At 64.7% G+C, this 23038-nt stretch carries 25 protein-coding genes; 8 read left to right on the plus strand and 17 right to left on the minus strand.

What is annotated here, in order from left to right:
- Window positions 1-43: 43 nt before the first annotated feature.
- The 5 genes from AC0WRY_RS29755 to AC0WRY_RS29775 form a co-directional block, all read right to left on the minus strand.
- Window positions 44-856, minus strand: coding sequence for an ABC transporter permease (locus AC0WRY_RS29755; protein WP_491122149.1), 813 nt, complete (start codon window positions 854-856; stop codon window positions 44-46).
- A 4-nt stretch (window positions 857-860) separates the two neighbouring features.
- Window positions 861-1775 (minus strand): ABC transporter permease, encoded by a 915-nt coding sequence (locus AC0WRY_RS29760; RefSeq protein WP_491122150.1) that lies wholly within the window; start codon window positions 1773-1775, stop codon window positions 861-863.
- Window positions 1772-2938: an ABC transporter ATP-binding protein gene (locus tag AC0WRY_RS29765; protein WP_491122151.1), complete on the minus strand. Its 1167-nt coding sequence runs from the start codon at window positions 2936-2938 to the stop codon at window positions 1772-1774. Before AC0WRY_RS29765 ends, AC0WRY_RS29760 begins: the two co-directional genes overlap by 4 nt.
- A gap of 60 nt (window positions 2939-2998) precedes the next feature.
- On the minus strand, window positions 2999-4462 hold the full coding sequence (locus AC0WRY_RS29770; protein WP_491122152.1) for a glycerol-3-phosphate dehydrogenase: 1464 nt from the start codon (window positions 4460-4462) through the stop codon (window positions 2999-3001).
- A gap of 139 nt (window positions 4463-4601) precedes the next feature.
- Window positions 4602-7289 (minus strand): sensor domain-containing protein, encoded by a 2688-nt coding sequence (locus AC0WRY_RS29775; RefSeq protein ID WP_491122153.1) that lies wholly within the window; start codon window positions 7287-7289, stop codon window positions 4602-4604.
- A gap of 202 nt (window positions 7290-7491) precedes the next feature.
- Here AC0WRY_RS29775 and AC0WRY_RS29780 point away from each other — a divergent pair, with 202 nt between their 5' ends.
- The gene (locus tag AC0WRY_RS29780; protein WP_491122154.1) at window positions 7492-8595 is read left to right on the plus strand and encodes an NAD(P)/FAD-dependent oxidoreductase; all 1104 of its coding nucleotides are present in this window, start codon (window positions 7492-7494) and stop codon (window positions 8593-8595) included.
- Between the two features lie 147 nt (window positions 8596-8742).
- Here the strand turns inward: AC0WRY_RS29780 and AC0WRY_RS29785 are convergent, their stop codons facing one another.
- Window positions 8743-8922, minus strand: a complete 180-nt coding sequence (locus tag AC0WRY_RS29785) for a YdcH family protein (protein ID WP_061880823.1) — start codon at window positions 8920-8922, stop codon at window positions 8743-8745.
- A 330-nt stretch (window positions 8923-9252) separates the two neighbouring features.
- Between AC0WRY_RS29785 and AC0WRY_RS29790 the strand changes: the two genes are divergently transcribed.
- From AC0WRY_RS29790 to AC0WRY_RS29800, 3 genes are all read left to right on the plus strand, one after another.
- Entirely contained in the window at window positions 9253-9459 is a 207-nt protein-coding gene (locus AC0WRY_RS29790) for a YdcH family protein (protein WP_008546179.1), read from the plus strand.
- Between the two features lie 115 nt (window positions 9460-9574).
- The gene (locus AC0WRY_RS29795) at window positions 9575-9793 is read left to right on the plus strand and encodes a hypothetical protein (RefSeq protein WP_194404305.1); all 219 of its coding nucleotides are present in this window, start codon (window positions 9575-9577) and stop codon (window positions 9791-9793) included.
- 22 nt (window positions 9794-9815) lie between these two features.
- Entirely contained in the window at window positions 9816-10067 is a 252-nt protein-coding gene (locus tag AC0WRY_RS29800) for a hypothetical protein (RefSeq protein WP_259216420.1), read from the plus strand.
- Window positions 10068-10142: 75 nt separating this feature from the next.
- Here AC0WRY_RS29800 and AC0WRY_RS29805 read toward each other — a convergent pair whose 3' ends face one another.
- Window positions 10143-10868 (minus strand): GGDEF domain-containing protein, encoded by a 726-nt coding sequence (locus tag AC0WRY_RS29805; RefSeq protein ID WP_491122155.1) that lies wholly within the window; start codon window positions 10866-10868, stop codon window positions 10143-10145.
- A 141-nt stretch (window positions 10869-11009) separates the two neighbouring features.
- Between AC0WRY_RS29805 and purE the strand changes: the two genes are divergently transcribed.
- Both purE and AC0WRY_RS29815 read left to right on the plus strand, forming a co-directional pair.
- Complete coding sequence (gene purE / locus AC0WRY_RS29810) at window positions 11010-11498, plus strand: 5-(carboxyamino)imidazole ribonucleotide mutase (protein WP_491122156.1); 489 nt, start codon at window positions 11010-11012, stop codon at window positions 11496-11498.
- Window positions 11495-12601 carry a 5-(carboxyamino)imidazole ribonucleotide synthase gene (locus AC0WRY_RS29815; protein WP_259216419.1) on the plus strand — a complete coding sequence of 369 codons (1107 nt, stop codon included), beginning with the start codon at window positions 11495-11497 and terminating at the stop codon, window positions 12599-12601. Before purE ends, AC0WRY_RS29815 begins: the two co-directional genes overlap by 4 nt.
- Window positions 12602-12649: 48 nt before the next feature.
- Here the strand turns inward: AC0WRY_RS29815 and aqpZ are convergent, their stop codons facing one another.
- The gene (gene aqpZ, locus AC0WRY_RS29820; protein ID WP_211415984.1) at window positions 12650-13372 is read right to left on the minus strand and encodes an aquaporin Z; all 723 of its coding nucleotides are present in this window, start codon (window positions 13370-13372) and stop codon (window positions 12650-12652) included.
- Window positions 13373-13631: 259 nt separating this feature from the next.
- Between aqpZ and rpsU the strand changes: the two genes are divergently transcribed.
- Together rpsU and AC0WRY_RS29830 are read left to right on the plus strand one after the other, a co-directional pair.
- Complete coding sequence (gene rpsU, locus AC0WRY_RS29825) at window positions 13632-13928, plus strand: 30S ribosomal protein S21 (protein ID WP_014492442.1); 297 nt, start codon at window positions 13632-13634, stop codon at window positions 13926-13928.
- A 214-nt stretch (window positions 13929-14142) separates the two neighbouring features.
- A complete protein-coding gene (locus tag AC0WRY_RS29830) occupies window positions 14143-14793 on the plus strand; it encodes a tetratricopeptide repeat protein (protein ID WP_491122157.1) in 651 nt (216 codons plus the stop codon).
- 27 nt (window positions 14794-14820) lie between these two features.
- Here the strand turns inward: AC0WRY_RS29830 and AC0WRY_RS29835 are convergent, their stop codons facing one another.
- The 9 genes from AC0WRY_RS29835 to AC0WRY_RS29875 all read right to left on the minus strand — a co-directional run bounded on the left by AC0WRY_RS29835 (window position 14821) and on the right by AC0WRY_RS29875 (window position 23007).
- Window positions 14821-15801 (minus strand): hypothetical protein, encoded by a 981-nt coding sequence (locus AC0WRY_RS29835; RefSeq protein WP_491122158.1) that lies wholly within the window; start codon window positions 15799-15801, stop codon window positions 14821-14823.
- A gap of 92 nt (window positions 15802-15893) precedes the next feature.
- Window positions 15894-16178 (minus strand): cupin domain-containing protein, encoded by a 285-nt coding sequence (locus tag AC0WRY_RS29840; RefSeq protein WP_028140292.1) that lies wholly within the window; start codon window positions 16176-16178, stop codon window positions 15894-15896.
- Between the two features lie 50 nt (window positions 16179-16228).
- Complete coding sequence (locus AC0WRY_RS29845) at window positions 16229-17326, minus strand: calcium:cation antiporter (protein ID WP_491122159.1); 1098 nt, start codon at window positions 17324-17326, stop codon at window positions 16229-16231.
- Between the two features lie 50 nt (window positions 17327-17376).
- A complete protein-coding gene (locus AC0WRY_RS29850) occupies window positions 17377-18711 on the minus strand; it encodes a sodium:proton antiporter (protein ID WP_491123515.1) in 1335 nt (444 codons plus the stop codon).
- A 97-nt stretch (window positions 18712-18808) separates the two neighbouring features.
- Window positions 18809-19606: an alpha/beta hydrolase gene (locus tag AC0WRY_RS29855; RefSeq protein ID WP_491123516.1), complete on the minus strand. Its 798-nt coding sequence runs from the start codon at window positions 19604-19606 to the stop codon at window positions 18809-18811.
- Window positions 19607-19823: 217 nt separating this feature from the next.
- Window positions 19824-21221: an NAD(P)(+) transhydrogenase (Re/Si-specific) subunit beta gene (locus AC0WRY_RS29860; RefSeq protein WP_194404315.1), complete on the minus strand. Its 1398-nt coding sequence runs from the start codon at window positions 21219-21221 to the stop codon at window positions 19824-19826.
- Between the two features lie 38 nt (window positions 21222-21259).
- A complete protein-coding gene (locus tag AC0WRY_RS29865) occupies window positions 21260-21577 on the minus strand; it encodes a proton-translocating transhydrogenase family protein (protein WP_024337650.1) in 318 nt (105 codons plus the stop codon).
- Between the two features lie 11 nt (window positions 21578-21588).
- A complete protein-coding gene (locus AC0WRY_RS29870) occupies window positions 21589-22716 on the minus strand; it encodes a Re/Si-specific NAD(P)(+) transhydrogenase subunit alpha (protein ID WP_194404316.1) in 1128 nt (375 codons plus the stop codon).
- 138 nt (window positions 22717-22854) lie between these two features.
- Window positions 22855-23007: an aa3-type cytochrome c oxidase subunit IV gene (locus tag AC0WRY_RS29875; RefSeq protein ID WP_018317799.1), complete on the minus strand. Its 153-nt coding sequence runs from the start codon at window positions 23005-23007 to the stop codon at window positions 22855-22857.
- Window positions 23008-23038: the final 31 nt, after the last annotated feature.

Consider the following 23038-nt stretch of genomic DNA (forward strand, 5'->3'; position numbering starts at 1 on the left):
ACCGTCGTAGATTCTGCGCATCGCACCGGAATGCCCCATTCCTCTACAGCGGCGCTGCGCTCTCGCCCTGCGAGCTCGACAGCTTCGAAGCGAGCGAGGCGATGACGATAACGACGGCGATCAGGGCGATCACCAGCGTGCAGATCGCGTTGATCTCCGGCTTCACCCCCAAACGCACCTCGGAATAGATGCGGATCGGCAAGGTGGCCGAGCCCGGTCCGGTAGTGAAGCTCGCGATGACGAGATCGTCGAGCGACAGCGTGAAGGCCAGCATCCAGCCGGCGACGATCGCAGGCGCGATCAGCGGCAACGTCACGGAGACGAATGCGCGGAGCGGGTTGCAGCCGAGATCCATCGCCGCTTCCTCCAGCGAGCGATCGAGCGAGCCGAGGCGGGACTGCACGACGACCGCGACGAAGCACATCGTCAGCGTGGTGTGGGCGATCGTCACGGTCCAGAAGCCGCGCTCGGCGTTGAGCGCCACGAACAGCAGCAGCAACGACAATCCGGTGATCACCTCCGGCATCACCAGCGGCGCATAGAGCATGCCGGAGAACAGCGTGCGGCCACGGAACCGCTCGCCGCGCGACAGCGCGACAGCGGCCAGCGTGCCGAGCAGCGTGGCGATGGTCGCCGAGGAGACCGCGACCCGCAGGCTCATCCAGGCCGCCTCGATCATGGCGCGGTCATTGAAGAGCTCGTGATACCAGCGCAGCGACCAGCCGCCCCACACCGTGACGAGGCGCGAGGCGTTGAAGGAATAGATCACGAGGATGAGGATCGGCAGATAGAGGAATGCCAGACCCAGCGCGAGCGAGGCGATGTTGAAGCGGGAGAGGCGAGAGACCCTGCGCATCGTCTCAGCGCCCTTGTTCCAGCTGCCGCTTCTGCAGCCGCTCATAAAGCAGCAGCGGCACCAGCAGCACGGCCAGCAACACGATGGCCGCGGCGGACGCGACCGGCCAGTCCTTGTTGGTGAAGAATTCGAGCCACAGGGTCTGGCCGATCATCAGCGAATTGGAGCCGGCCAGAAGATCTGGAATGACGAACTCGCCGACGATCGGGATGAAGCACAGCAGCACGCCGGCGCCGACGCCAGGCAGCGACAACGGAAAGGTGACGAGCCAGAACACCTGCCAGGGCGGAGCACCGAGATCGCCGGCCGCCTCCTCCAGCGCCGGCTCCATCTTGGCGAGCGTGGCGTAGAGCGGCAGGATCATGAACGGCAGATAGGAATAGACGATGCCGATATACATCGCGCTGTCGGTAGAGAGCCAGACCACGGGCTGGCTGACCAGGTGCAAAGCCAGCAGGATCTGGTTGAGCAGACCGTCGTGCTGGAGGATGTTGATCCAGGCATAGATGCGGATCAGGAACGAGGTCCAGAACGGCACGATCACCAGCACCATCGCCACCGCCTGCCAAGCCTTCGGCAGTCGCGCCATGCCATAGGCGATGGGATAGCCGATCAGCAGCAACAGGGCGGTGGCCGTCACCGCAACGGTGAGGCTGCGCATATAGGCGAACACGTAGATATCGTCGGAAGCGAGCAGCTTGAAATTATCGATCGAGAGCGTGGCAAAGGCCGCCCTGAGCGCGTCCCATCCTGCCGTCAGGTCGAACACCGGCTCATAGGGCGGCTGCGCGATCGCCGTCTGCGACAGGCTGATCTTCAGCACGAAGGCGAACGGCACCAGGAAGAACAGCACCATCCAGACATAGGGGGCGATCGCGGCGAAGCGCGCCGGGCGCGCGAAGATGCGGCGGGCGCTCATGATTGCAGCACCACGCAATCGTCGGGAGAGAACCAGGCAACGACATGCTGATTCAGGCTGTAGGCATCGACGTCGAGGCGCGCACTGTTGGCAACGGACGCCTGCACCGTTCCGCCGGCATCGAGCTTCACCTTGTAAGTGGTGGTTCCGCCGAGATAGCAGATGTCGGCGATCACGCCATCCAGGGCGTTGATCGCGTTTTCACGGCCGGCCTCGCTCACCGGGCCCCGGCGCGACAGCTTGACCTTCTCGGGACGGATCGCGATCGAGAATCGTCCCGCGCCGACCGGTTCGCGTGGTTCGGCGACCACCAACGTGCCCGCATCACGCGTGCCGACGACCAGACGATGACCGTCGCGCAATTTGGTCTCGCCGTCGAACAGATTGACGTCGCCGACGAACTCCGCGATCCAGCGCGAGCGTGGCGCCTCGTAGAGCTCGCGGGGGCTCGCGACCTGCGCCAGCTTGCCTGATTTCATCACGCCGATCCGGCTCGCCATCGTCATCGCCTCCTCCTGGTCGTGCGTGACGATGATGAAGGTCATGCCGAGCCGGCGCTGCAGCTCCATCAGCTCGCCCTGCGTGCTCTCGCGCAGCTTCTTGTCGAGCGCCGCGAGCGGCTCGTCGAGCAAAAGAAGTTGTGGCCGCCGCGCCAATGCGCGGGCGAGCGCGACGCGCTGGCGCTGGCCGCCGGAGAGCTGATCCGGCTTGCGCTTCTCCAGCCCCTCGAGCTTCACCAACGCGACCATCTCGGCCACACGGGTGGCGATCTCGGCGCGCGCCATGCCGGCACGCTTCAGTCCAAAGGCGATGTTGTCGCGCACCGACAGATGCGGAAACAACGCGTAGTTCTGAAACATCATGTTGATCGGGCGCTCGTGCGGCAGCGCCTGCGCGATGTCCTTGTCCCCGAGCAGGATGCGGCCCTCGTCCGGGGCCTCGAAGCCCGCGAGCATGCGCAGCAGAGTGGTCTTGCCACAGCCGCTCGGACCGAGCAGCGCGAAGAACTCGCCGGCCTCGATGTCGAACGACACGCCGTCGACGGCGCGGAACGTCCCGAACGTCTTGGCGACGTTCTCGATGCGCAGCAGCGGCTGGCCGACAGCAGCGTCTCCATCGACCGCATTTGTGGTGGCGCGTGTTTTGGGCAATTCGTCCGTCATGATCCCTGCCAACCCCGATTCCGCCGCACGCTAGCGGCCGATCGACCTTTGCTCAACCGGTTAGCGGTGGACATCCGCCATGAACGCTGCCAGAGCCTCACGATCCGCCGCAGCCATGGTCAGGCCGAGCTTGGAACGGCGCCACAGGACATCATCTGGAAAGCGCGCCCATTCGCGGGTCATGAGATAGCGCACTTCGGCGCCCGTTAGCTCGGGGCCGAAAGCAGGACCGAGCTCGTCGCGGGCCTTGGCCTCGCCGAGCACTGCCGAGAGCCGCGAGCCATAGGCCCCGACCAGGCGCTGGGCCTGTGTCTCCTCAAGAAAGCGCCAGCGGTCGCGCGCAAGGTCGACTTCAGTGTCGAAGCGATCCCAGGCGAAATCGCCGCCAGGCAGCACGGCGCCGGCCGTCCAGGGCGGCGACATCGGATAGAATGGCGTCAGCTTCGTCACCGCCTGCTCGGCACGCAGGCGCGAGGTGGTAACGTCGCCGCCAAACATTGTGATCAGCGGCGCCTTGCGTCGGCGGGCATGGAACAGCATCGCGCCGTCGCGTCCCCGCGCGGACACCAGCGTCAGGTTGACGCCGGAAACCGTCCGAACCACGTCGGTCGGCGAAATGCGGTCGCGGAAATAGCGGCTGGCCGCCTCGCAGAGATAGCTGACATCGGCCCCCGGCATTGCGACGATCGCGGGATCTCCGGTGAAGGCATGCGTGACCGTGCCGATCAGCGTGAACGCGCGCTCGAACGGCTGAGCGAAGATCAGTCGTCCATCGTGGTTCTGAAACACGTAGACATTCTCGGAGTCGAACAGCCTGGGCACCACGATCTGACTCATCTGCGTAGCCGCCATAGCCGGCTGCGGCTGCCGCAGCACGGTGTCGGCGACCATCGACGTCCAGCCCCCGGTCGCGTTGGCCAGCGCCCGCGCCGTGATCGTGCGGCGATGGCCGCGATCGACCACCGCGAGCCGCCAGACGTCGGCTCGATCGGCGCGGACGCAGCGCGCCCCCGTGCGGATCGCGGCGCCGCGCTCGGATGCATCCAGCGCGGTGAGCACCACCAGGCGGGAATCGTCCACCACGCAGTCCGAATATTCGAAGGCCGTACCGAACGGGCGCTTCAGCGCGTTGCCGACCGGATGATGGGTGATGTCGAGGGTCACAGATCCAGGCAGTCCGTTCCGGCTGGTGAGGCCGTCGTAGAGGAACAAGCCGGCGCGCAGCAGCCATGGCGGACGCTCGTCGGAATGCGCGGGGATCACGAAGCGCATCGGCCGCACGACATGCGGGGCGATGGAAAGCCAGATCGGGCGCTCGGCCAGTGACCGGCGCACCCGCCAGAACCCGCGCCGCTCCAGCACCGACAGATCGCCGTGGATCAGCCGCGGTGTCGCCGAGGACGCCGCGCCGCCGAGATCGCCCTGCTCGAACAGAATGACCCGCAGACCACGGCCGGCCGCATCGCGCGCGAGACTGACACCGTTCAGGCCGCCGCCGATGATCGCAAGGTCGTAATCCGCCATGAAGCCGTCGAGAAGGAGCGAAGCGCCCTCTCATCTCTAGAGCCATTTCCGTTCCCATGAAATCGGAACGGTGCTCTGGATTCATAGGCTAACGCGTTTTCTTGACGCGAACCGGCGTCCACTTCGCTCGAAAACGCTCTTAGCCGGTCTTGAGCGCAAGCTCCATGACCTCGGCGCGGCCGACGAGACCGGCATATTTGCCGATCGGCAGCGGCTTGCCGAGCAGATAGCCCTGCACGCCGTCGCAGCCCTCCTTGGCGAGGAAGGCGAGTTGCTCGACCGTTTCGACGCCCTCGGCGATGATCGACATATCGAGGCCATGGCCGAGATCGATCACCGCACGGACGATCGCAGCCGATTGCGGGTTGCGGCCGAGATTGATGATGAAGGCACGGTCGATCTTGATCTTGTCGAACGGGAACGCCTGAAGGTAGCTCAGGGAAGAGTAACCGCTGCCGAAATCGTCCATCGAGATCCGAACGCCGAGCGCCTTTAATCGGCGCAGCAGCGCGAGGCCCCGGTCGAAATCTTCGATCAGCACGCCCTCGGTGATTTCCAGCTCGAGCCGGCCGGGTGCAAGGCCGGTCTCGATCAGGATCGAATGGACGAGGCCAACCACGTCGCCGTGCATGAACTGCGCCGGCGACAGATTGACCGCGACTTGGAGCGGCTTCGGCCAGGACGCCGCCTCGCGGCAGGCCTCGCGCAGGATCCACTCGCCCATCTCGACGATCAGGCCGCTCTCCTCGGCGATCGGAATGAATTCGGCCGGCGAGACCTGGCCGCGCACCGGATGCTGCCAGCGCGCCAGTGCCTCGAAGCCGATGATCTCGCTCTCGGCGACGCTGTGGCCCGCGGCCCCCTGCGGCTGGAAGGCAAGCGAGAGCTCGCCGTTCTTGATCGCCATTGAGAGGTCCTGGTGCAGCACGCGGCGATCGCGGATCTGCTGGTCCATCTCCGGCTGGTAGAGGCTGATTGTGCCGCGGGACTTCTGCTTGGCCCGGAACAGCGCCGCACCCGCATTGGCGAGCAGCGAGGCGCCGTCAGCACCATTGTGCGGGAAGACCGCCATGCCGGTGGTGGCGCCGGCGCGGACCGCCCGGCCGTCGATCTGGAATTCCTTCGCGACGGCTTCGCCGAGGTGCCGCGCCAGCGCAAGGCCCGAATCCGGCTGCTTGCCGTCGATGATGAGGCCGAATTCGTCGCCGGAGAGGCGCGCGACCACGCCGCCGCGGGCGGAGTCCTGAAGCCGCTGGGCCACTTCGACCAGGAGCTTGTCGCCGAGTGCGTGGCCGAAGACGTCGTTGACCTCCTTGAGGCCGTCGAGGTCGACGCAGAGGACGGCGAACTCCTCGTCGGTGCCTTCGCAGGCCTCGATCATCTGGGTCAACGCCTGAAGGAAGGCGGCACGGTTCGGCAAATCGGTGAGGCCGTCGTGATAGGCCATGTGCGCCATGCGCGACTCGGTCTGCCGGCGGTCGGTGACGTCCTCGTGGGTCTTGATCAGATATTGCGGCTCGCCGGTATCGCCGAGCACGGTGGCGCGGCGGGTCAGGAACAGCCGCAGCCCGTCCTTGGTAGAGATCGGATGCTCCTCGGTGATCATCCCGCGTTTCTTGATCGCGGCCTCGTCGCGCGCGATGATCAGCTTGGCTTCCTTGGGGTTGAAGATGTCGGACGCCGTCAGGCCCGTGGCTTCCTCGCGCCTGCGATTGAGGATCGTCTCGGCGCTGCGGTTGGCGAGCAGATAGCGGCCATCCTTGACCTGCTCGACGATCAGGGCCACCGGGATGTTGTCGACCACCAGTTCGAGGAACTTCTTGGTGCTCTCCAGCTCCTTCGACAGTGAGCGGCGGTCGGTGATGTCCTCGAACACGAGCATCAGGAATTCGGGCTTGTTGCTCTCGTCGCGGACCACGATCCGGATCGAGGCGACCATGCGCCGCTCGCCGCCGCGGTCGACCTCGAATTCGTTGCGGAACTGGCCGTCCGGCGAATTGAGCGCCGCCCGGTCGGTCGCCTCGATGCTGGCAGCCGAAACCGACTCGAACAGCTCGCGCGCATTCTTGCCGACGACGTGGTCGCGCGAGAAGCCCCAGAACCGCTCATAGGCACTGTTGGCGAAGATATAGCGGCCATCCTCGATGTTCTTCGCGGCCACGCAGGCCGGGACGTTGTCCAGCACCGTTTCGAGGAACTGCTTGGTCGAGGCGAGCTGTCGCGACAGCCGCCGCTGCTCGCTGACGTCGAGATGGGTCGCCACCGAGCCGCCGTTCGGCAGCACGAAATATTTCACCAGGATCGCCCGCCCGTCCGGCAGTTCGGTGATCAGGCCGTTGGTGCTGGCCGCCTTCTCATAGAACTCGTCGTCGGAGGCCACGCCGAGCACCCCGCGCTTGCGCCGCAGCTCGAGGAGTTCATAGCCGTTCATGTTGGCCCAGATGTCCGAGCGCGTCAGGCCGTAAATCTCGAGATAGCGGTCGTTGCAGAAGATGATGCGGCGCTGCGAATCCGTCATCACCACGCCCTGATTGAGATTGTTCATCGCGGAGGAGACGAAGGCGTTGCGCCGCAGCTGCAAGCGTCTGGTTCGGCGCAGCGAGGAATGGATCCACAGCGCGATCGCGGCAAGGAAGGCGCAAACGACGATGCCCGCGATCAGGACTTCCCAGACCACGTTGGGATCGAGCTGACCAAGATAGCTCGGCGCGGCGAAGCCGTCCGACAGCGCATAGGCGCGCGCGGGCGCAACCGTGCCGGCCAGGCACACAACGGCCTGCACAGCAATCGGAAGCGTGCTGCCCTCGTGCCAGTTCTTCTCAGCCATCAGCCACCCGCGATTTCAACGTCGGATTGTCTGGCTTCACGGGTTTGGATCGGGTAAACGCCTGTACGCGCAACAGAAAAATGTGACGTGAAATACGGCAATTGCCCTGACATGATAAATTCTTCCTTAACGGAAAGCGGCCCCGCGCCATTCCTTCCGGGCCTGATGCCACCAGCGCGACCAGCGGACATGCTGCACAACCATGGATAGGGTCGATTGCGTCGTCGTCGGAGCCGGCGTTGTCGGGCTCGCGGTGGCCCGAAAGCTGGCGCAGGCCGGGCGCGAGGTCATCGTGCTCGAGGCGGCCGAGGCGATCGGCACCATCACCTCGTCGCGCAACAGCGAGGTGATCCATGCCGGCATCTACTACCGCGCCGGGAGCTGGATGGCGCGCATGTGCGTCGACGGCAAGCACGCGCTCTACCGCTACTGTGCCGAGCGCGGCATCCCGCACAAGAACTGCGGCAAGCTGATCGTCGCGACCAGCCCGCAGGAGACCGCCAAGCTGCAATCGATCAAGGCGCATGCCGAGGCCAATGGCGTGCTCGACATGCAGCTGCTCGCGGGCGAGGCGGCACGCGCGCTGGAGCCGGCGCTGGCCTGCGACGCCGCACTGCTGTCGCCCTCGACGGGCATCATCGACAGCCACGCCTACATGCTGTCGCTGCGCGGCGAAGCCGAGGCGGCAGGCGCCGCCTTCGCGTTTCACACCCCGCTGGTCCGCGCCAAGGCGGCCGGCGGCGTCATCGAGATCGAGGCCGGCGGCGAGGCGCCGATGACGCTGCAATGCGGCCTACTCGTCAACGCCGCTGGGCTCTCGGCGACGGCGGTAGCGCGCAACATCGACGGCATGCCGCTGGATCGCATTCCACCGGCCTATCTCGCCAAGGGAAATTACTTCAGCTGCAATGCCAAGGCGCCGTTCTCGCGCCTGATCTATCCGGTGCCCGAACCCGGCGGACTTGGCGTGCACCTGACGCTAGACATGGCCGGCCAGGCGCGCTTCGGCCCCGACGTCGAGTGGATCGAGACGATCGATTACGAGGTCGATCCGTCGCGTGCCGAGCGGTTCTATCCGGCGATCCGCAAATACTGGCCGACACTGCCTGACGGCGCGTTGATGCCGAGCTATTCAGGCATCCGGCCGAAGATCGTGCCGCCCGCGGTGGCCACGCAAGACTTCTTGATGCAGGGTCCGCGCGATCACGGCATCGCAGGTCTGGTCAATCTGTTCGGCATCGAATCGCCGGGTCTGACGTCGTCGCTCGCGATCGCCGATCACGTCGCCGAGCTCGCAGACGTCTAGGCTCGCAGGTCTCTAGAGCATCGAGACGAAATCCAAGAGCCGCGCAAATGGCTTTGCACGGTGCGCACCCCTTCAGCAGGGATGAGCGCAAAGCTCTCATCCCTGCTGGATAAGGGTACGATCAACTCTACGCTGTTACGGGGGTTACTAGTGGAGCGTGTCGCCGTGCTTCAGACGCTCGATCTGGTCCTTGACCATCAACTTCCGGCGCTTCAACTCAACAATTTGCAGGTCGTCTGTTGAAAGGTGCACGAGAGCTTCGTGCAATTCGTTTTCCAGAAGTTTGTGCTTCCGTTCCAATTCAACGAGATGTGCCTGAATTGTCATTCGAAACCTCCTCGGTAGGGTTGAACCTCAGGATTCGATCCGGACAATGAAGTTTACATCACCGATTCGTTCTGTCGATGGGTATCCGTCGTCGCAGCTTCATTTTTGAAAATTCATATGTAACGAAGCGTGAGTAAAGGAACCCCGCGGGAAAAATCCATGATATCAATGCGCTTGCGCGGCCCCGTCAGCGCTCCTCAGAAATTTGTTGCGGGAGATCGGCGAGGAGGGATCGCAGATCGCTTGCGATCACGCCGCGCAAGGACGATAATTTCCACAGGGCATCCACAGCCTTAGTCTCACGCCTATCGGTTTTCGGCCACCGCAGACATGACCAATGAAGACGAGCGTGAGCTCGAAGCCGAGCTCACCCGGTTGCAGCAGGAACACCGAGATCTCGATGCGGCGATCGATGCACTGCATCAATCGCCCGCCCCCGACCTGTTGCGGCTACAGCGGTTGAAGAAGCGCAAGCTGTTGTTGCGTGACCGCATCGCGTTCATCGAAGACCAGATTACCCCGGACATCATCGCCTGATCCACAGACCGCGCGCGACGAGCCTGCTGGGCATCGAATCCGCTTGACTCAAAAAGAACAAAATAAGAACATTCGGGTACCCCAACGCCCCCCAGGAACGCCCGAGGAAACGCAGATGTCGACAGCCGCCCTTCTCGACAACAGCCACTATGAACAGGCCTGCGACCAGGCCATCGCGATGTGCGACGGCAATCTGCGCAGCACCATCAAGGCGCTGATCATGGCCAACGAATATCTGGAAGCCGAACTGGAGGAATTGCAGGCGGCGATCTCCGCCGGCTGCATTCCGGACACCTCCCGCAGCAAGACGCGGAGCAAGAGCAGCGCCGCTTGAACTTCAATATTGGAGCAACGCCATGTCGGACGTGACCTATTACGTTGCAATGCCCTTTTTGATCGACGCCGACGGCTCGCCTGTCGCCGGCGCAGCGGAAGAATGCCAGAGTTCGACCTCCGCGTTGCGGCGCGCCGAGGCCTTGTCGCGCAGCACAGGCCACATCGGCGCGGTCGCATTCAGCCGCAGCGGCGATCCCATGACCGGCGAATTCGGCGACGCCACGCTGCTGCGCAAATTCGGCAACGTGCCGGAAGATCTCGCCACGCTGTAAGGGTCGTGGCTTGATCTCTTCGGAAAGCCGCTTCACGCTTTTCGCTGACGCGGCCCTTCGGGTCCGCATCATGCTCTAGCTGCTGACCAGCCTGATCCGCGGCTCATGCCGCCGGTGCGCCTTGCGCACATACATGGCGGCATCTGCCTCCTCCAGGGCGCGGCCTGCGTCGGATTGCGCTCCCAGCAGCGCGACGCCGGCGGAGGCACCCGCGGTCACGTGCTGGCCGCGAAAGACGAAGGACAATTCGTCGATCGCCTGTTCGAAGGCGGCGGCCTTCGCCTTGGCATCGGTCTCGCTCAGATTCCAGAGCAGCAGCGCGAACTCGTCGCCCCCGAGCCGGCCGACCACGTCGGAGGCACGGACCTGCCGCGTCAGCGTGGCGGCAATCGCCTTGAGCACCTCGTCGCCGGCGCCGTGACCGAACGAATCGTTGATCGGCTTCAACCGATCGACGTCGAGCACAACCAGCGCCCCACTGGCGCGATAGCGCTTCATGTAGGCGATGGCGCGCGCGAGCTCGCGCTCGAAGCCGCGCCGGTTGGGGATCTCGAGCAGGAAGTCGGTATCCGCCGCAGCTTCCAGCTCCGCGACCCGGCGCAGCGCCTCCCTGAGCTTGGTCCGCAAGCCCCGGATCGTCGCTCTCGTGGTTTCCTTGGCTCCATCATCGCCCGACGCGCCACGCCGCGGCGGCTGCGCCGGACGCCTGGTCAGCCGCTTCGGGGCGGCCTTGGAACGGCTTGCGCTGGTTTTCCGGCCCTTTTTGGCCTTCGCAGCGCTCGCCCTTTTTGGTTTCTTCATGGGCATCCTGCTCAATGAAGGCTTGCGGGGATTCACCAAGACAGGATAGTGCATTCCCTTCTCCTTGCCACCGCCTTGCGAGCCGCCGGCCGGAACCGTTAATCTGGCCTATCCTTCTGTTTTTCGGGCACAATTAACGTCATGACCGCGCCGATCGCCATCATCATGGGAAGCCAGTCGGACTGGGACACGATGCGGCATGCCGCCGACACGCTTGCTGCGCTCGGCATTGCCGCCGACACCCGCATCGTTTCGGCCCACCGCACCCCCGACCGGCTGTTTGCTTTCGCCAAGGGCGCCAAGGCCGCGGGGTACAAGATCATCATCGCCGGCGCCGGAGGCGCTGCTCATCTGCCCGGCATGGCGGCGGCCCTGACGGAACTGCCGGTGTTCGGCGTGCCCGTCGAATCGAAGACGCTCAAGGGCGTCGACTCGCTCCATTCGATCGTCCAGATGCCCGCGGGCATCCCCGTCGGCACCCTCGCCATCGGCAAGGCGGGCGCCATCAATGCGGCACTGCTTGCCGCTGCCGTGCTGGCATTGTCCGACCCGGCCCTGTCGGATCGCCTCGCCGCCTGGCGCAAGGCGCAAACCGAGGCGGTTGCCGAGCGCCCGGAGGACAAGGCGTGAGCGACGCAAAGCAGGTGAAGCTGAAGCCCGGCGACACCATCGGAATCCTCGGCGGCGGACAATTGGGACGGATGCTGGCGATGGCGGCGGCGCGGCTCGGCCTGCGCTGCCAGGTGTTTTCGCCCGATCCGGACTCGCCCGCTTTCGACGTCGTGCTGAACGCGACCTGTGCCGAATATGCCGACGTTGAAGCGCTCGAACTGTTCGCCAACGACGTCGACGTCATCACCTACGAATTCGAGAACGTGCCCTCGGCTGCGGCGATGGTGCTGGATGCGCGCCGGCCGGTGCTGCCCAACCGCAAGATCCTCGAGACCACCCAGGACCGGCTCGCCGAGAAGGATTTTGTCACCCGCCTCGGCATCGGTACGGCCGCCTACGCCGACGTCACCTCGGTGGCGTCGCTGCGTGAGGCCATCGTCAGGATCGGTCTTCCGGCCGTGCTCAAGACCCGCCGCTTCGGTTATGACGGCAAGGGCCAGGCCATCATCCGCGCGGGCGACGACATCGCCAAGGTGTGGACCAGCCTCGCCACCAAATCTGCGATCCTGGAAGCCTTCGTGCCGTACGAGCGCGAGATTTCCGTGATCGCCGCACGCTCGATCACAGGCGAGGTCGAGTGCTTCGACGTCACCGAGAACGAGCATCGCGACCACATCCTGAAGATCTCGCGCGCACCCGCACGGATCCCGGATTTACTTGCCGAGGAAGCGCGCGGCATTGCCGGAAAGATCGCCAGCGCGCTCGACTATGTCGGCGTGCTCGCCGTCGAGATGTTCGTGCTCGCCAATGGCACGGGACCGAAGGTGCTGGTCAACGAGATCGCCCCGCGTGTGCATAATTCCGGGCACTGGACGCTCGACGGCGCGTCGGTCTCGCAGTTCGAGCAGCACATCCGCGCCATCGCCGGCTGGCCGCTCGGCAAGCCGGTGCGCCATGGCGAGGTCGTCACCATGACAAATTTGATCGGCGACGAGATCAACGATTACGAGAAGTGGCTCGGTGTGCCGGGCGCGACCGTGCACATCTATGGCAAGGGCGCGCCGCGCCCCGGCCGCAAGATGGGCCACGTCACCGAAGTCAGGCCGTCGAAAGACAAGTGACAAGGGCACGTACGGGGACCGCAGCAATCGCTGCGATCCCCTTTCGTGTTACGCCGTCTTCACGCCCGCGACGACGCCGGTGGGCTCCTCGCTGAGCCAGCGATAGATCACCCCGCCCAGCGCGCCGCCGATCAGCGGTGCGACCCAGAACAGCCAAAGCTGCGCTGTCGCCCAGCCGCCGACGAACAGCGCGGGGCCCGTGCTGCGCGCCGGGTTCACCGACGTGTTCGTGACGGGGATGCTGACGAGATGGATCATCACCAGCGCGAGCCCGATCGCGAGCGGTGCGAAGCCGGCGGGCGCGCGGCCATGCGTGGCGCCCATGATGATGAACAGGAACATCATGGTCATCACCACCTCGGTGAGGAAGCAGACGATCATGCTGTACTGGCCGGGCGAATGCGCATCATAGCCGTTGGATGCGAAGCCCTTGCTGACGTCGAATCCGGGAGCCCCGCTCGCGATGACATAGAGCAGCCAAGCCGCCACGATCGCACCTGCCACCTGGGCAATGACATAGGGCAGGATCTGCCCGGCGGGAAAACGGCCGCCGGCAGCAAGACCGACGGTGACCGCGGGGTTGAGATGGCAACCCGAGATATGGCCGATCGCATAGGCCATGGTGACCACGCTAAGCCCGAACGCGAGGGAGACACCGACCAGGCCGATTCCGACCTGCGGAAAGCCGGCGGCGATCACCGCGCTCCCGCAACCTGCGAATGTGAGCCAGAAGGTGCCGATGGCTTCAGCAGCGTATTTCTTGATATCCATGTGTCGTCCCCTGCTTTCAAGATTCCGGAACAAAGCTCCGGAAACGGCCCCACCCTTGGCGTCAAATCTCCCAAATCAGGGCCGCACGGAGATATTTTGCCTTATTTAATGGCTGAACTTGGCCCGAATCCGCGCTTGGCAGGTGGACATCCCCGGTTTTGTCTGATACATCCGCGCCCTCAAGGTTAAGGGCTTGCGCGTTTCGCCATCCCCTTCGTCTTACCAGAATTCAAATCCGATCCACTAAAGAGGATGCCGCGTGCAGGTTCTCGTTCGCGATAACAATGTCGATCAAGCCCTCAAGGCGCTGAAGAAGAAGATGCAGCGCGAGGGTATTTTCCGCGAGATGAAGCTCCGCGGTCACTACGAAAAGCCCTCCGAGAAGAAGGCCCGCGAAAAGGCCGAAGCCGTGCGCCGTGCGCGCAAGTTGGCCCGCAAGAAGCTGCAGCGCGAAGGCCTGTTGCCGATGAAGCCGAAGCCGGTGTTCGGCGCCGGTCCCGGCGGTGATCGTGGCGGTCGTAGCGGCCCGGGTGCAGGTCCGCGCGGACCGCGCTGATCCACCGGATCTTGCAAGATTCAGTTTCCGATGACGCGGGCCCCTGGCCCGCGTCATCGTTTGTGGGCGGTGCCTTTCTGGGACGGGGCACTCACGATGCGGCACCGAAGCGCGATGGGTCTTTCATCGTGCTTTGGTCTATTGTTTGAGCATGAACTCTTCGGAAGACCGCTTCACACTTTTCCGGATCATGCTCTAGCGCGAGCGACCGTAGATGGCCTCCCCTTTCCCCGAACGCGGCTTGGCGCGGCGACGCCGGATCTGGTGGCCGTTCGCGCTGGCTTTGACGGGGATCGCGCTGTGCGGCTGCTCCTTCGATCTGGGATCGTTGATGCCGGAGAAGGACAAGCCGCAGCAGGAAGCACCCAAGGCGGCCGCGCCCGCTGAGAGCGCGGTGAGCGCCGGCAACGTCACCGAAGCTCAGGCCCGCACCGCAAAAGCCCAATCCCTGGCGAAGTCAGGCGAGACCGCGGCAGCGCTCGACGAGTTCAATCGCGCGGTCGATCTCGATCCCTACAATGCGCAGGCGCTTTATGGCCGTGCCCTGATCTACCAGGGCAATCATCAGCACGACTTCGCGATCGCCGATTTCACCGCTGCGAGCGGGCTCAACCCCCAGAAGGTCGAGCCGCTGCTCGGCCGCGCCATCAGCTATCTTGCGCTCGGCAAGGTCAAGGAAGCCGCAGCCGATCTGGATGAGGCCTCCGAGGTGGATCCGCACAACGCCCAGGTCTGGACCGCGCGCGGACAGGCCTATGAACGGCTGGGCGACAAGGCCAAGGCGGCCGCTTCCTACACACGGGCCGTCTCACTTCGCCCACGCGACGACACCGCGCGCAGCGGCCTTGCCCGCGTCGGCGGCTGACGATCTGGGCGCAGCGCAGGCGCTGTCTTAGTCGGGGGTGGCGCTCTTCGGCAGAACGGAGTGGAACATCGACTTCATGCCTGACAGCATCTCGTCGGCCACATTGGTCTTCTTCGGCCGTGGCATGGAGGCACCGGCATCGGCGCGCAGATCGAGCGGCGGCGCAATCATCGGCACGGGAATGTCGGCCGGCGGCGTCATCCGATTCGGATCGTCGTTGCCAACCGAGGCCGTGTAGGGCGGATTGGCCGACGAGGAACCATTATTGCCATAGGCCTCGGGTGATGGCGTCGACACCGTAATCGGCGGCGGCAGCGGGCGGACCGCGGCCGGCTCCATATTGATGATTCGCGGGGCCTCGGGCGTGCGGGAGGCCTCCCGCACGGCAGGCTCGGCCGGCCGCTCGGCTGACTTGGGCTCGGACGGTCGAATCTCGGACGGCTTGGTTTCGGAAGATTTGGCCTCAGCGGACTTGGCTTCAGCGGACTTGGCTTCAGACGACTTGCTTTCAGACGACTTGCCTTCAGGCGTCTTGCGCAGGCGTTCGATCGCGGCACGCACGAGATCGTTGGCGTCGGGGGTCGCAGCCGGCGCCGAATTGGCCTCGGCCACCGGGGCAGCGGAAGCGGGTGTAGCCGCGGGCGAAGTCGGCGTAGACTTGGCGGCAGCCTTCTCGCGCGCGGGCGGCTTGCCGCGCGGGCTGGCATCGCCCGGCGTCACATCTGCGGCCTTGTGCTCGACGGCAGGCTGATCGGAGGCCTTCTCAGCCGCCGGCTTGTCCGTCACGTGCTTCTCGGGGATGCCTTTCGCCTTGACGCCGGGGGCCGGGAGATTGGCGACATCGGCCGGCTTGCCGTCCTTGCCGGCCTCGGCGGGAGCTACCACGGCCGAGGGGGCATCAGCCGCCGGCTTGGCGTTGATGTAGTGATTAACGATGTACGCCCCGATGATCGTCGCGAGCACCGAGGGGAAAATATCCATCGAAATTTTAGCGAGGTATTTCAGCATTCCGGCCACTCCCCGCGCGATCTGATGCGGGAACTTTGGGGCATTGTAAGGGATCAACTGCGACGGATCGATGGCAAGTGTTAAGGCCGAAGTTACGGCTTCAGCTCGATCTCAAGGAACACGATCTCGGTTGAGGTTTCGTTAAGTACGTCATGTTGGACGCCAGCCTTGCGGAAATAGGATTTCCCGGCCGCCAGCTGCGCCTTGGACCGCTCGCCGCCGGGGGCTACGATGGTCATCTCCCCCGCCACGACGGGAACAATCACGTAATCCATGCCGTGGGTGTGATGCCCGGTGGCGCTGCCCGGACCGAGCCGCCATTCGGTGACCCGAACCTCCTCGTTATCGACCTGAACTTCGGATCTGGCGGCAAGCATCGGGAACTCCAGGGATGCGACCCGGACCTGAAGGGGTCGCGGACGGTGGGTCAGGGTACGAAAACCATGAACACGTAGACGGCAAATACCACCATATGGACCAGCCCGAACAGGACATTCGTCCTGCCCGTGCCGAAGGTCAGCATGCTCAGGAAGAAGGTCAGGAGCAAAAGCACGCTGCCCTGGGCGCTGAGGCCGAGCTCGAGCTCCTTGTCGAGCGCGTAGGTGGCAATGCCGACGGCAGGGATCGTCAGCCCGATGGTGGCCAGCGACGAGCCAAGCGCCAGGTTGATGCTCTTCTGCAGGTCGTTCTTGCGAGCCGCGGAGACGGCCGCGACGCCCTCCGGCATCAGGATCAGGAGCGCGACCAGAAGCCCGGTGAAGGCCGGCGGCGCGCCGATCTTGGCGGCGACGGCGTCGACCACCAGCGAAAACTTCTTGGCCAGCAGCACGACCGCCAGGAGCGCAACCAACAGCAGCACGATGCTGAGCACGAACATCCTGCCCGACGGGTGTACCTCGCCGCCCTCCCCGTCCGCCCGTTCATGGACGAAGTAATCCTTGTGCAGGACGGTCTGGGTGTAGAGGAACACCCCGTACAGGGCGAGCGTGACCACGTCGACGAAACCGAGTTGAGCCGCCGAATAGACCGGCCCCGGCGTGCTGGTCGTGTAGTTCGGCATGATCAGGGTGATGGTCGCGAGCGCGAACAGGACGCTGAGATAGACGTTGGCGCCGGAGAGCTGAAAGCCCTGCTCGCGATAGCGCAGGCCGCCGATGAAGATGCAGAGCCCGACGAGGCCGTTGCAGACGATCATGACCACGGCGAACACGGTGTCACGCGCCAGCGCCGGCGCAGGCTTGTCACCCAGCATGATCGTGGTGATCAGCGCCACCTCGATGATGGTGACCGAGAGCGTCAGCACCAGCGTGCCATAGGGTTCGCCGACCCGTTCGGCGATCACCTCGGCATGGTGAACCGCGGCGAACACCGCGCCGAACAGGATGACCAGGAGGACGATGGCGAAGACGAGCCCGCTCGGCGAAAGCGTGAACACGTAATCCGTCGCACTGACGGCTGCGAACAACAGTACGGCCAGCGCCGGGAAGATCCAGGATGACCGGGGCATCGGATTATGGGCGCTCATCCACCGGATCCAATCATGTCAGCCGAGCTGTAGCAAATCGGCCGGCAGATTCAATGCCAGCGCAGGATCGGCGCGACCGGCAGCAACGTCAGCAGCAGGAACAGCGGGATCAGCACGGCGCCGGCCCGCAGGAAATAGCCGAAGAAGCTCGGCATCTCGATGCCGTTCTCGCTTGCGATGCTGCTCACCATGAAGTTCGGCGCATTGCCGATATAGGTCAGCGCCCCCATATAGACCGCCCCCATGGAGATAGAAGCGAGCGTGCCCGAGAGCTGATGCATCAACACCTGCGGGTCGCCGCCGGCGAGTTCGAAGAACAGCAGATAGGTCGGCGCATTGTCGAGGAACGCCGACATCAATCCGGTGAACCAGAAATAGGCCACCTCGCGGGGCGTGCCGTCCGGTGCCGTCACGGCCGACAACAGCCACGCGAAGGCGCCGTGGTGGCCGGCGTTGAGCATGGCGATGACGGGGATGATGGCGACAAAGATGCCGGCGAACAGCTTTGCGACCTCGCGGATCGGCTCCCACGTGAAGCCGTTCGCCAGCCTGTGCTCGTCCGGCGTCAGCCACACCGACAGCGCCGCAATGACGAGCAGGGCCAAATTGCGCGCGATATCCTCCAGCTCGAACTTCGTTCCGAGAACGTCGAAGGCAATGCCGGGCTTCCACATCGCCGACACCAGCAGGCTCGCGACGATGGCGGCTATCAGCACGAGATTGACGAGGCCGCGGATGCGGACGGGCTTGCCGGGGCCGGCGTCGTCGAGCAAAGGCTCGCTGCGGAAGCGCCAGACGTCGACGGCGACGAAAATGGCAAGCAGCAATCCGGCCACGACCGCGGTCTGCAGCCAGATGGTCCGGGTAGTCCAGAAGAAGTCGACGCCGTGCAGGAAACCGACGAACAGTGGGGGATCGCCGAGCGGGCTCAACGCGCCGCCGACATTGGCAACCAGGATGATGAAGAAGACGATGACATGGGCGTTGTGGCGCCGCGGCCGGTTGGCCCGGATCAGCGGACGAATCAGGATCATCGCGGCACCCGTGGTGCCGACGATGCTCGCACCCAGCGTGCCGAGCGCGAGGATGCCGGCATTGATCGCCGGCGTGGCCTTGATGTCGCCGGTAATGAGAATTCCGCCGGCCACGACATAGAGCGAGAACAGCAGCACGATGAAGCCGAGATATTCAGCGAGCAGAGCGTGCACGAGCGCCGCCAGCGTCGCCGCGCCTCCGGCAAAAATCACCAGCGAGGCCAGCGCCGCCAGCGACCAGGCGGCGGCGATCTTGCCGTAGTGATGGTGCCAGATCTTCGGAAACAACAAGGGCCCGAGCGCGATCGACAGCAACAGACCCGCAAAGGGCAGCGCATAGGGCCAGCGCATCGCCGCACCGTCGAGCCCGGTGGCCGCCCATGCCTGCTGCGGCAACAAGATGAAGACGGCAAGGAGGAAGACGCCCCGGAGCCGCGTGACAGGTCGTTTAATATCCAATGAAGCGCCTTGCCGTTTCGACCGCACCGAAACTATCGAGATTGTCATGTCCGCCGCCCGCAAAACCAACGAACTGCTTCGGTTCATGCGCGAACGCGAACAGACGCTCTCCGAACAGGATCGAAATGGCAAGATCATTGGTGCCATGCATCACGAGCAGCGGCACCGTGACGCGCGCGATCCGTTCGTCGGAACGAAACTGGTCGCGCATGAGCAGGCGCACCGGCACGTAGCGGAATGCCAATGCTGCAATATCGACCGTCGAGGTGTACGGCGCCTCCAGGATCAATTTGCCGATGGCGTGGTCGGAGGCAAGCGCGACCGCCACGCCCGTCCCGAGCGAAAAGCCCCAGGCAACGATTCGTTCCGGCCCATAGCGCGCGCTGGTGAAAGCGTAGGCTGCGGCCGCGTCGCGCAGCAGACCCTGCTCGCTCGGCGCGCCGCTCGAGCCGGCATAGCCGCGATAGGACAGCGCGACGAGGCCGGTGCCGTCGGCCGTCATCGCCTTGAAGCGGCTGACACGACCGGCAAGGAAATCGCCATTACCCGGAAAATACAGGATCACGGGACGGCCAGGTTTCGCCGGCACGTGCCAGACAATGACCTTCTCGCCATCCGAGGTGGTCAGGACATGCTCCTCCGCCTCGGGACAATCCGCCGCAGCGGGCGAGGTTCGCTCAATCGTCGGTATGGGAAACAGCATCTCGCGCTGCCGGACATACAGCAGGACGAGCCCGGCGAGATAGGCGGCCACGAGCAGGATGACAGTCCATTTGGCGATGGTGATCATTGCGCGGCCGGCCCCGGTTTCCACTCAGGGCTTGCGACGGCTCCGCAGCGATTTCATACCGTCAGGCCGAAGGCTTGCCGGGACGCCGCGGCAGCCGCACGCCGCCTTATGGGCGGCGTGCCATTTGATGCGCTGCTCGCGCGTCGCCTTGGGCGGCATGCGATGGGACCGGTGCCATTCTTTGTTGATGGCCAGGGTCCGTCTCGTTCGCGCGCTACATCGCCTTGACGATGTTCTCGGTGACCTTCTTGGCGTCGCCGAGCAGCATCATGGTGTTGTCGCGATAGAACAGCGGATTGTCGATGCCGGCATAACCTGACGCCAGCGAGCGCTTGATGAACATCACGGTGCCGGCCTTCCAGACCTGCAGCACGGGCATGCCGTAGATCGGCGAGGTCTTGTCCTCTTCGGCCGCCGGATTGGTGACGTCGTTGGCACCGATCACGAAGGCGATGTCGGCCTGCGCGAATTCGGAGTTGATGTCCTCGAGCTCAAATACCTCGTCATAGGGCACGTTGGCCTCGGCGAGCAGCACGTTCATGTGGCCGGGCATGCGGCCCGCGACCGGGTGAATGGCGTACTTCACCTCGACGCCTTCCTTCTTCAGGATGTCGCCCATTTCGCGCAGCGCGTGCTGAGCCTGCGCCACCGCCATGCCGTAGCCGGGCACGATGATGACCTTCTGCGCGTTCTTCATGATGAAGGCCGCGTCGTCCGCCGAGCCGAGCTTGGCGGGCTTCTGCTCGCCGCCGCCACCGCCGGCCGCGGCAGTTTCTCCGCCGAAGCCGCCGAGGATGACCGAGATGAACGAGCGGTTCATCGCGTGGCACATGATGTAGGACAGGATCGCACCGGAGGAGCCGACCAGCGCGCCGGTGATGATCAGCGCGGAATTGCCCAGCGTAAAGCCGATGCCGGCCGCGGCCCAGCCGGAGTAGGAGTTCAGCATCGAGATCACGACCGGCATGTCGGCGCCGCCGATCGGGATGATCATGAGCACGCCGAGCGCCAGCGCCAGGATGGTGATCATCCAGAAATCGAACGCGCCGCCCGTGAGGACGAGGCGGACGACGAAGAACACCAGCGCCAATGCGAGCGCGATGTTGATGATGTGGCGGGCGGGCAAGATGATCGGCGCGCCGCTCATCCGCGCGGACAGCTTCAGGAACGCGATCACCGAGCCGGTGAAGGTCAGCGCGCCGATGGCGACGCCGAGCGACATCTCGACCAGGCTCTGCGTATGGATGTTGCCGGGCGTGCCGATGTCGAAGGCCTCGGGCGCGTAGAACGCGCCGGCGGCGACCAGCACCGCAGCCATGCCGACCAGCGAATGGAAGGCGGCGACCAGTTCCGGCATCGAGGTCATCGGCACGCGGCGGGCGATCACCGCACCGATGCCGCCGCCGATGGCGACCGCGAGGATGACCAGCACCCAGGCGACGCCGTCGGCCGGCGGATGGCTCGCCAGCGTGGTGGCGACCGCGATCGCCATGCCGATCATGCCGAACAGATTGCCCTGGCGCGACGAAGCCGGGCTCGAAAGTCCGCGCAGCGACAGGATGAACAGCACCCCCGCCACGAGATACAAGAATGCAGAGAGATTGGCGCTCATCTCAGGTCCCCATTAATCCTTCAGCCCGAGGTGGCCGCTTACTTCGACTTCTTCTTGTACATCGCCAGCATGCGCTGGGTGACAAGGAAGCCGCCAAAGATGTTCACGCAGGCAAAGATGAGCGCGACGAAGCCGAAGCCGCGCGCCCATCCCGAGCCGCTCGAAACCATGCCGACGCCGACCGCGAGCAGCGCGCCGACCACGATCACCGAGGAGATCGCGTTGGTCACGCTCATCAGCGGCGTGTGCAGGGCCGGGGTCACCGACCACACCACGAAATAGCCGACGAAGACGGCGAGGACGAAGATCGACAGCCGGAAGATGAAGGGGTCGACGACCTGTGCAGCATGCTCCATGGCGGGTCTCCTTAAACCTTCGGCTGGAAGTTCGGGTGGATGACGGCGCCGTCTTTGGTGAGCGCGGTGGCCTTGACCAGCTCGTCGTCCCAGTTGACGGCGAGCTTCTTCTCTTTCTTGTCGACCATGGTCTCGATGAAGGAGAACAAATTGCGCGCGTAGAGGCTGGAGGCCGAGGCCGCGACGCGGCCGGCGACGTTGGTGTAACCGACGATCTTGATGCCATCGAGGTCGACGACCTCGCCGGGTTTCGCACCCTCGACATTGCCGCCGCGCTCGACGGCGAGATCGACCAGCACCGAACCGGGCTTCATCGACTTGACCATCTCGCCGGACACGAGCTTCGGCGCGGGCCGGCCCGGAATCAGCGCGGTGGTGATCACGATGTCCTGCTTCTTGATGTGCTCGGCGGTGAGCGCCGCCTGCTTGGCCTGATACTCCTTGGACATCTCCTTGGCGTAGCCGCCGGCGGTCTGCGCGTTCTTGAACTCTTCGTCCTCGACGGCGAGGAACTTGGCGCCGAGCGATTCGACCTGCTCTTTCGTGGCGGGACGCACGTCGGTCGCGGTCACGACGGCCCCTAGGCGGCGCGCGGTCGCGATCGCCTGGAGGCCGGCGACGCCGACGCCCATCACGAACACCTTGGCGGCGGGCACGGTGCCGGCCGCGGTCATCATCATCGGAAAAGCGCGGCCGAAGGCTTCGGCGCCCTCGATCACGGCGCGGTAACCGGCAAGGTTCGCCTGCGAGGACAGCACGTCCATCACCTGCGCGCGGGTGATGCGCGGCATCAGCTCCATGGCGAATGCGGAGACGCCGGCATCGGCGATCGTCTTCAGCGCGGCCTCGTTGCCGTAGGGATCCATGATGGCGATGACGAGCGCACCGCGCTTGTACTGCGACAACTCCGATGCCTCGGGGCGCTTCACCTTGATGATGATGTCGGCATCTTTCAGCGCGTCTGCACTGACGGTGGCGCCTGCGGCGGTAAATTCGGAATCCGGCAGGCCCGACTTGAGTCCGGCACCCGGCTCGACGGCGATCTCGGCGCCCAGCGCCTTGAACTTCTTCACCGTATCAGGCGAAGCGGCGACACGCGGCTCCGACGGATCGATTTCCTTGGCAACGGCGATCTTCATAGGTCCTCCGGCGGCGCGGGACAGCGCGCGCGCAAACTTGAGCGTTACTCCCGCGGCGTTCGATACCGGTTTTAGCACCGGCTTGAATGCAAATATTCTGGGCAGCTGCTGCCGCTGGCGTGTGCAGCTGCCGATCGGTCAGGTCAGGAAGATCGCCATCAGGATCACGATGAGCGCGACCGAGGCCGTGCCGTACTTCACCAGCTTGATGAAGCCCTCGTAGGTCTGCTCGTGGGCAACGTAGTCGTTGCCGTCGGCGGTGCTGTACGCCACTTCGCTATGATCAGCCATGGATGTCCCCAGTCGAAAGTTCAATTCTTAG

It is taken from the genome of Bradyrhizobium sp. T-12, assembly GCF_058314695.1.

Excerpts from the sequence above, each read along its gene's own strand:
- AC0WRY_RS29765 (WP_491122151.1), bottom strand. The coding sequence starts at position 2,938 with ATGACGGACGAATTGCCCAAAACACGCGCCACCACAAATGCGGTCGAT.
- AC0WRY_RS29775 (WP_491122153.1), bottom strand. The coding sequence starts at position 7,289 with ATGGCTGAGAAGAACTGGCACGAGGGCAGCACGCTTCCGATTGCTGTG.
- AC0WRY_RS29850 (WP_491123515.1), bottom strand. The coding sequence starts at position 18,711 with ATGCGCTGGCCCTATGCGCTGCCCTTTGCGGGTCTGTTGCTGTCGATC.
- AC0WRY_RS29875 (WP_018317799.1), bottom strand. The coding sequence starts at position 23,007 with ATGGCTGATCATAGCGAAGTGGCGTACAGCACCGCCGACGGCAACGAC.
- AC0WRY_RS29790 (WP_008546179.1), top strand. The coding sequence starts at position 9,253 with ATGACCAATGAAGACGAGCGTGAGCTCGAAGCCGAGCTCACCCGGTTG.
- aqpZ (WP_211415984.1), bottom strand. The coding sequence starts at position 13,372 with ATGGATATCAAGAAATACGCTGCTGAAGCCATCGGCACCTTCTGGCTC.
- AC0WRY_RS29830 (WP_491122157.1), top strand. The coding sequence starts at position 14,143 with ATGGCCTCCCCTTTCCCCGAACGCGGCTTGGCGCGGCGACGCCGGATC.
- AC0WRY_RS29780 (WP_491122154.1), top strand. The coding sequence starts at position 7,492 with ATGGATAGGGTCGATTGCGTCGTCGTCGGAGCCGGCGTTGTCGGGCTC.
- AC0WRY_RS29785 (WP_061880823.1), bottom strand. The coding sequence starts at position 8,922 with ATGACAATTCAGGCACATCTCGTTGAATTGGAACGGAAGCACAAACTT.
- AC0WRY_RS29870 (WP_194404316.1), bottom strand. The coding sequence starts at position 22,716 with ATGAAGATCGCCGTTGCCAAGGAAATCGATCCGTCGGAGCCGCGTGTC.
- AC0WRY_RS29760 (WP_491122150.1), bottom strand. The coding sequence starts at position 1,775 with ATGAGCGCCCGCCGCATCTTCGCGCGCCCGGCGCGCTTCGCCGCGATC.
- AC0WRY_RS29860 (WP_194404315.1), bottom strand. The coding sequence starts at position 21,221 with ATGAGCGCCAATCTCTCTGCATTCTTGTATCTCGTGGCGGGGGTGCTG.
- AC0WRY_RS29770 (WP_491122152.1), bottom strand. The coding sequence starts at position 4,462 with ATGGCGGATTACGACCTTGCGATCATCGGCGGCGGCCTGAACGGTGTC.
- AC0WRY_RS29795 (WP_194404305.1), top strand. The coding sequence starts at position 9,575 with ATGTCGACAGCCGCCCTTCTCGACAACAGCCACTATGAACAGGCCTGC.
- AC0WRY_RS29805 (WP_491122155.1), bottom strand. The coding sequence starts at position 10,868 with ATGAAGAAACCAAAAAGGGCGAGCGCTGCGAAGGCCAAAAAGGGCCGG.
- purE (WP_491122156.1), top strand. The coding sequence starts at position 11,010 with ATGACCGCGCCGATCGCCATCATCATGGGAAGCCAGTCGGACTGGGAC.
- AC0WRY_RS29845 (WP_491122159.1), bottom strand. The coding sequence starts at position 17,326 with ATGAGCGCCCATAATCCGATGCCCCGGTCATCCTGGATCTTCCCGGCG.
- AC0WRY_RS29755 (WP_491122149.1), bottom strand. The coding sequence starts at position 856 with ATGCGCAGGGTCTCTCGCCTCTCCCGCTTCAACATCGCCTCGCTCGCG.
- AC0WRY_RS29835 (WP_491122158.1), bottom strand. The coding sequence starts at position 15,801 with ATGCTGAAATACCTCGCTAAAATTTCGATGGATATTTTCCCCTCGGTG.
- AC0WRY_RS29800 (WP_259216420.1), top strand. The coding sequence starts at position 9,816 with ATGTCGGACGTGACCTATTACGTTGCAATGCCCTTTTTGATCGACGCC.
- AC0WRY_RS29840 (WP_028140292.1), bottom strand. The coding sequence starts at position 16,178 with ATGCTTGCCGCCAGATCCGAAGTTCAGGTCGATAACGAGGAGGTTCGG.
- AC0WRY_RS29865 (WP_024337650.1), bottom strand. The coding sequence starts at position 21,577 with ATGGAGCATGCTGCACAGGTCGTCGACCCCTTCATCTTCCGGCTGTCG.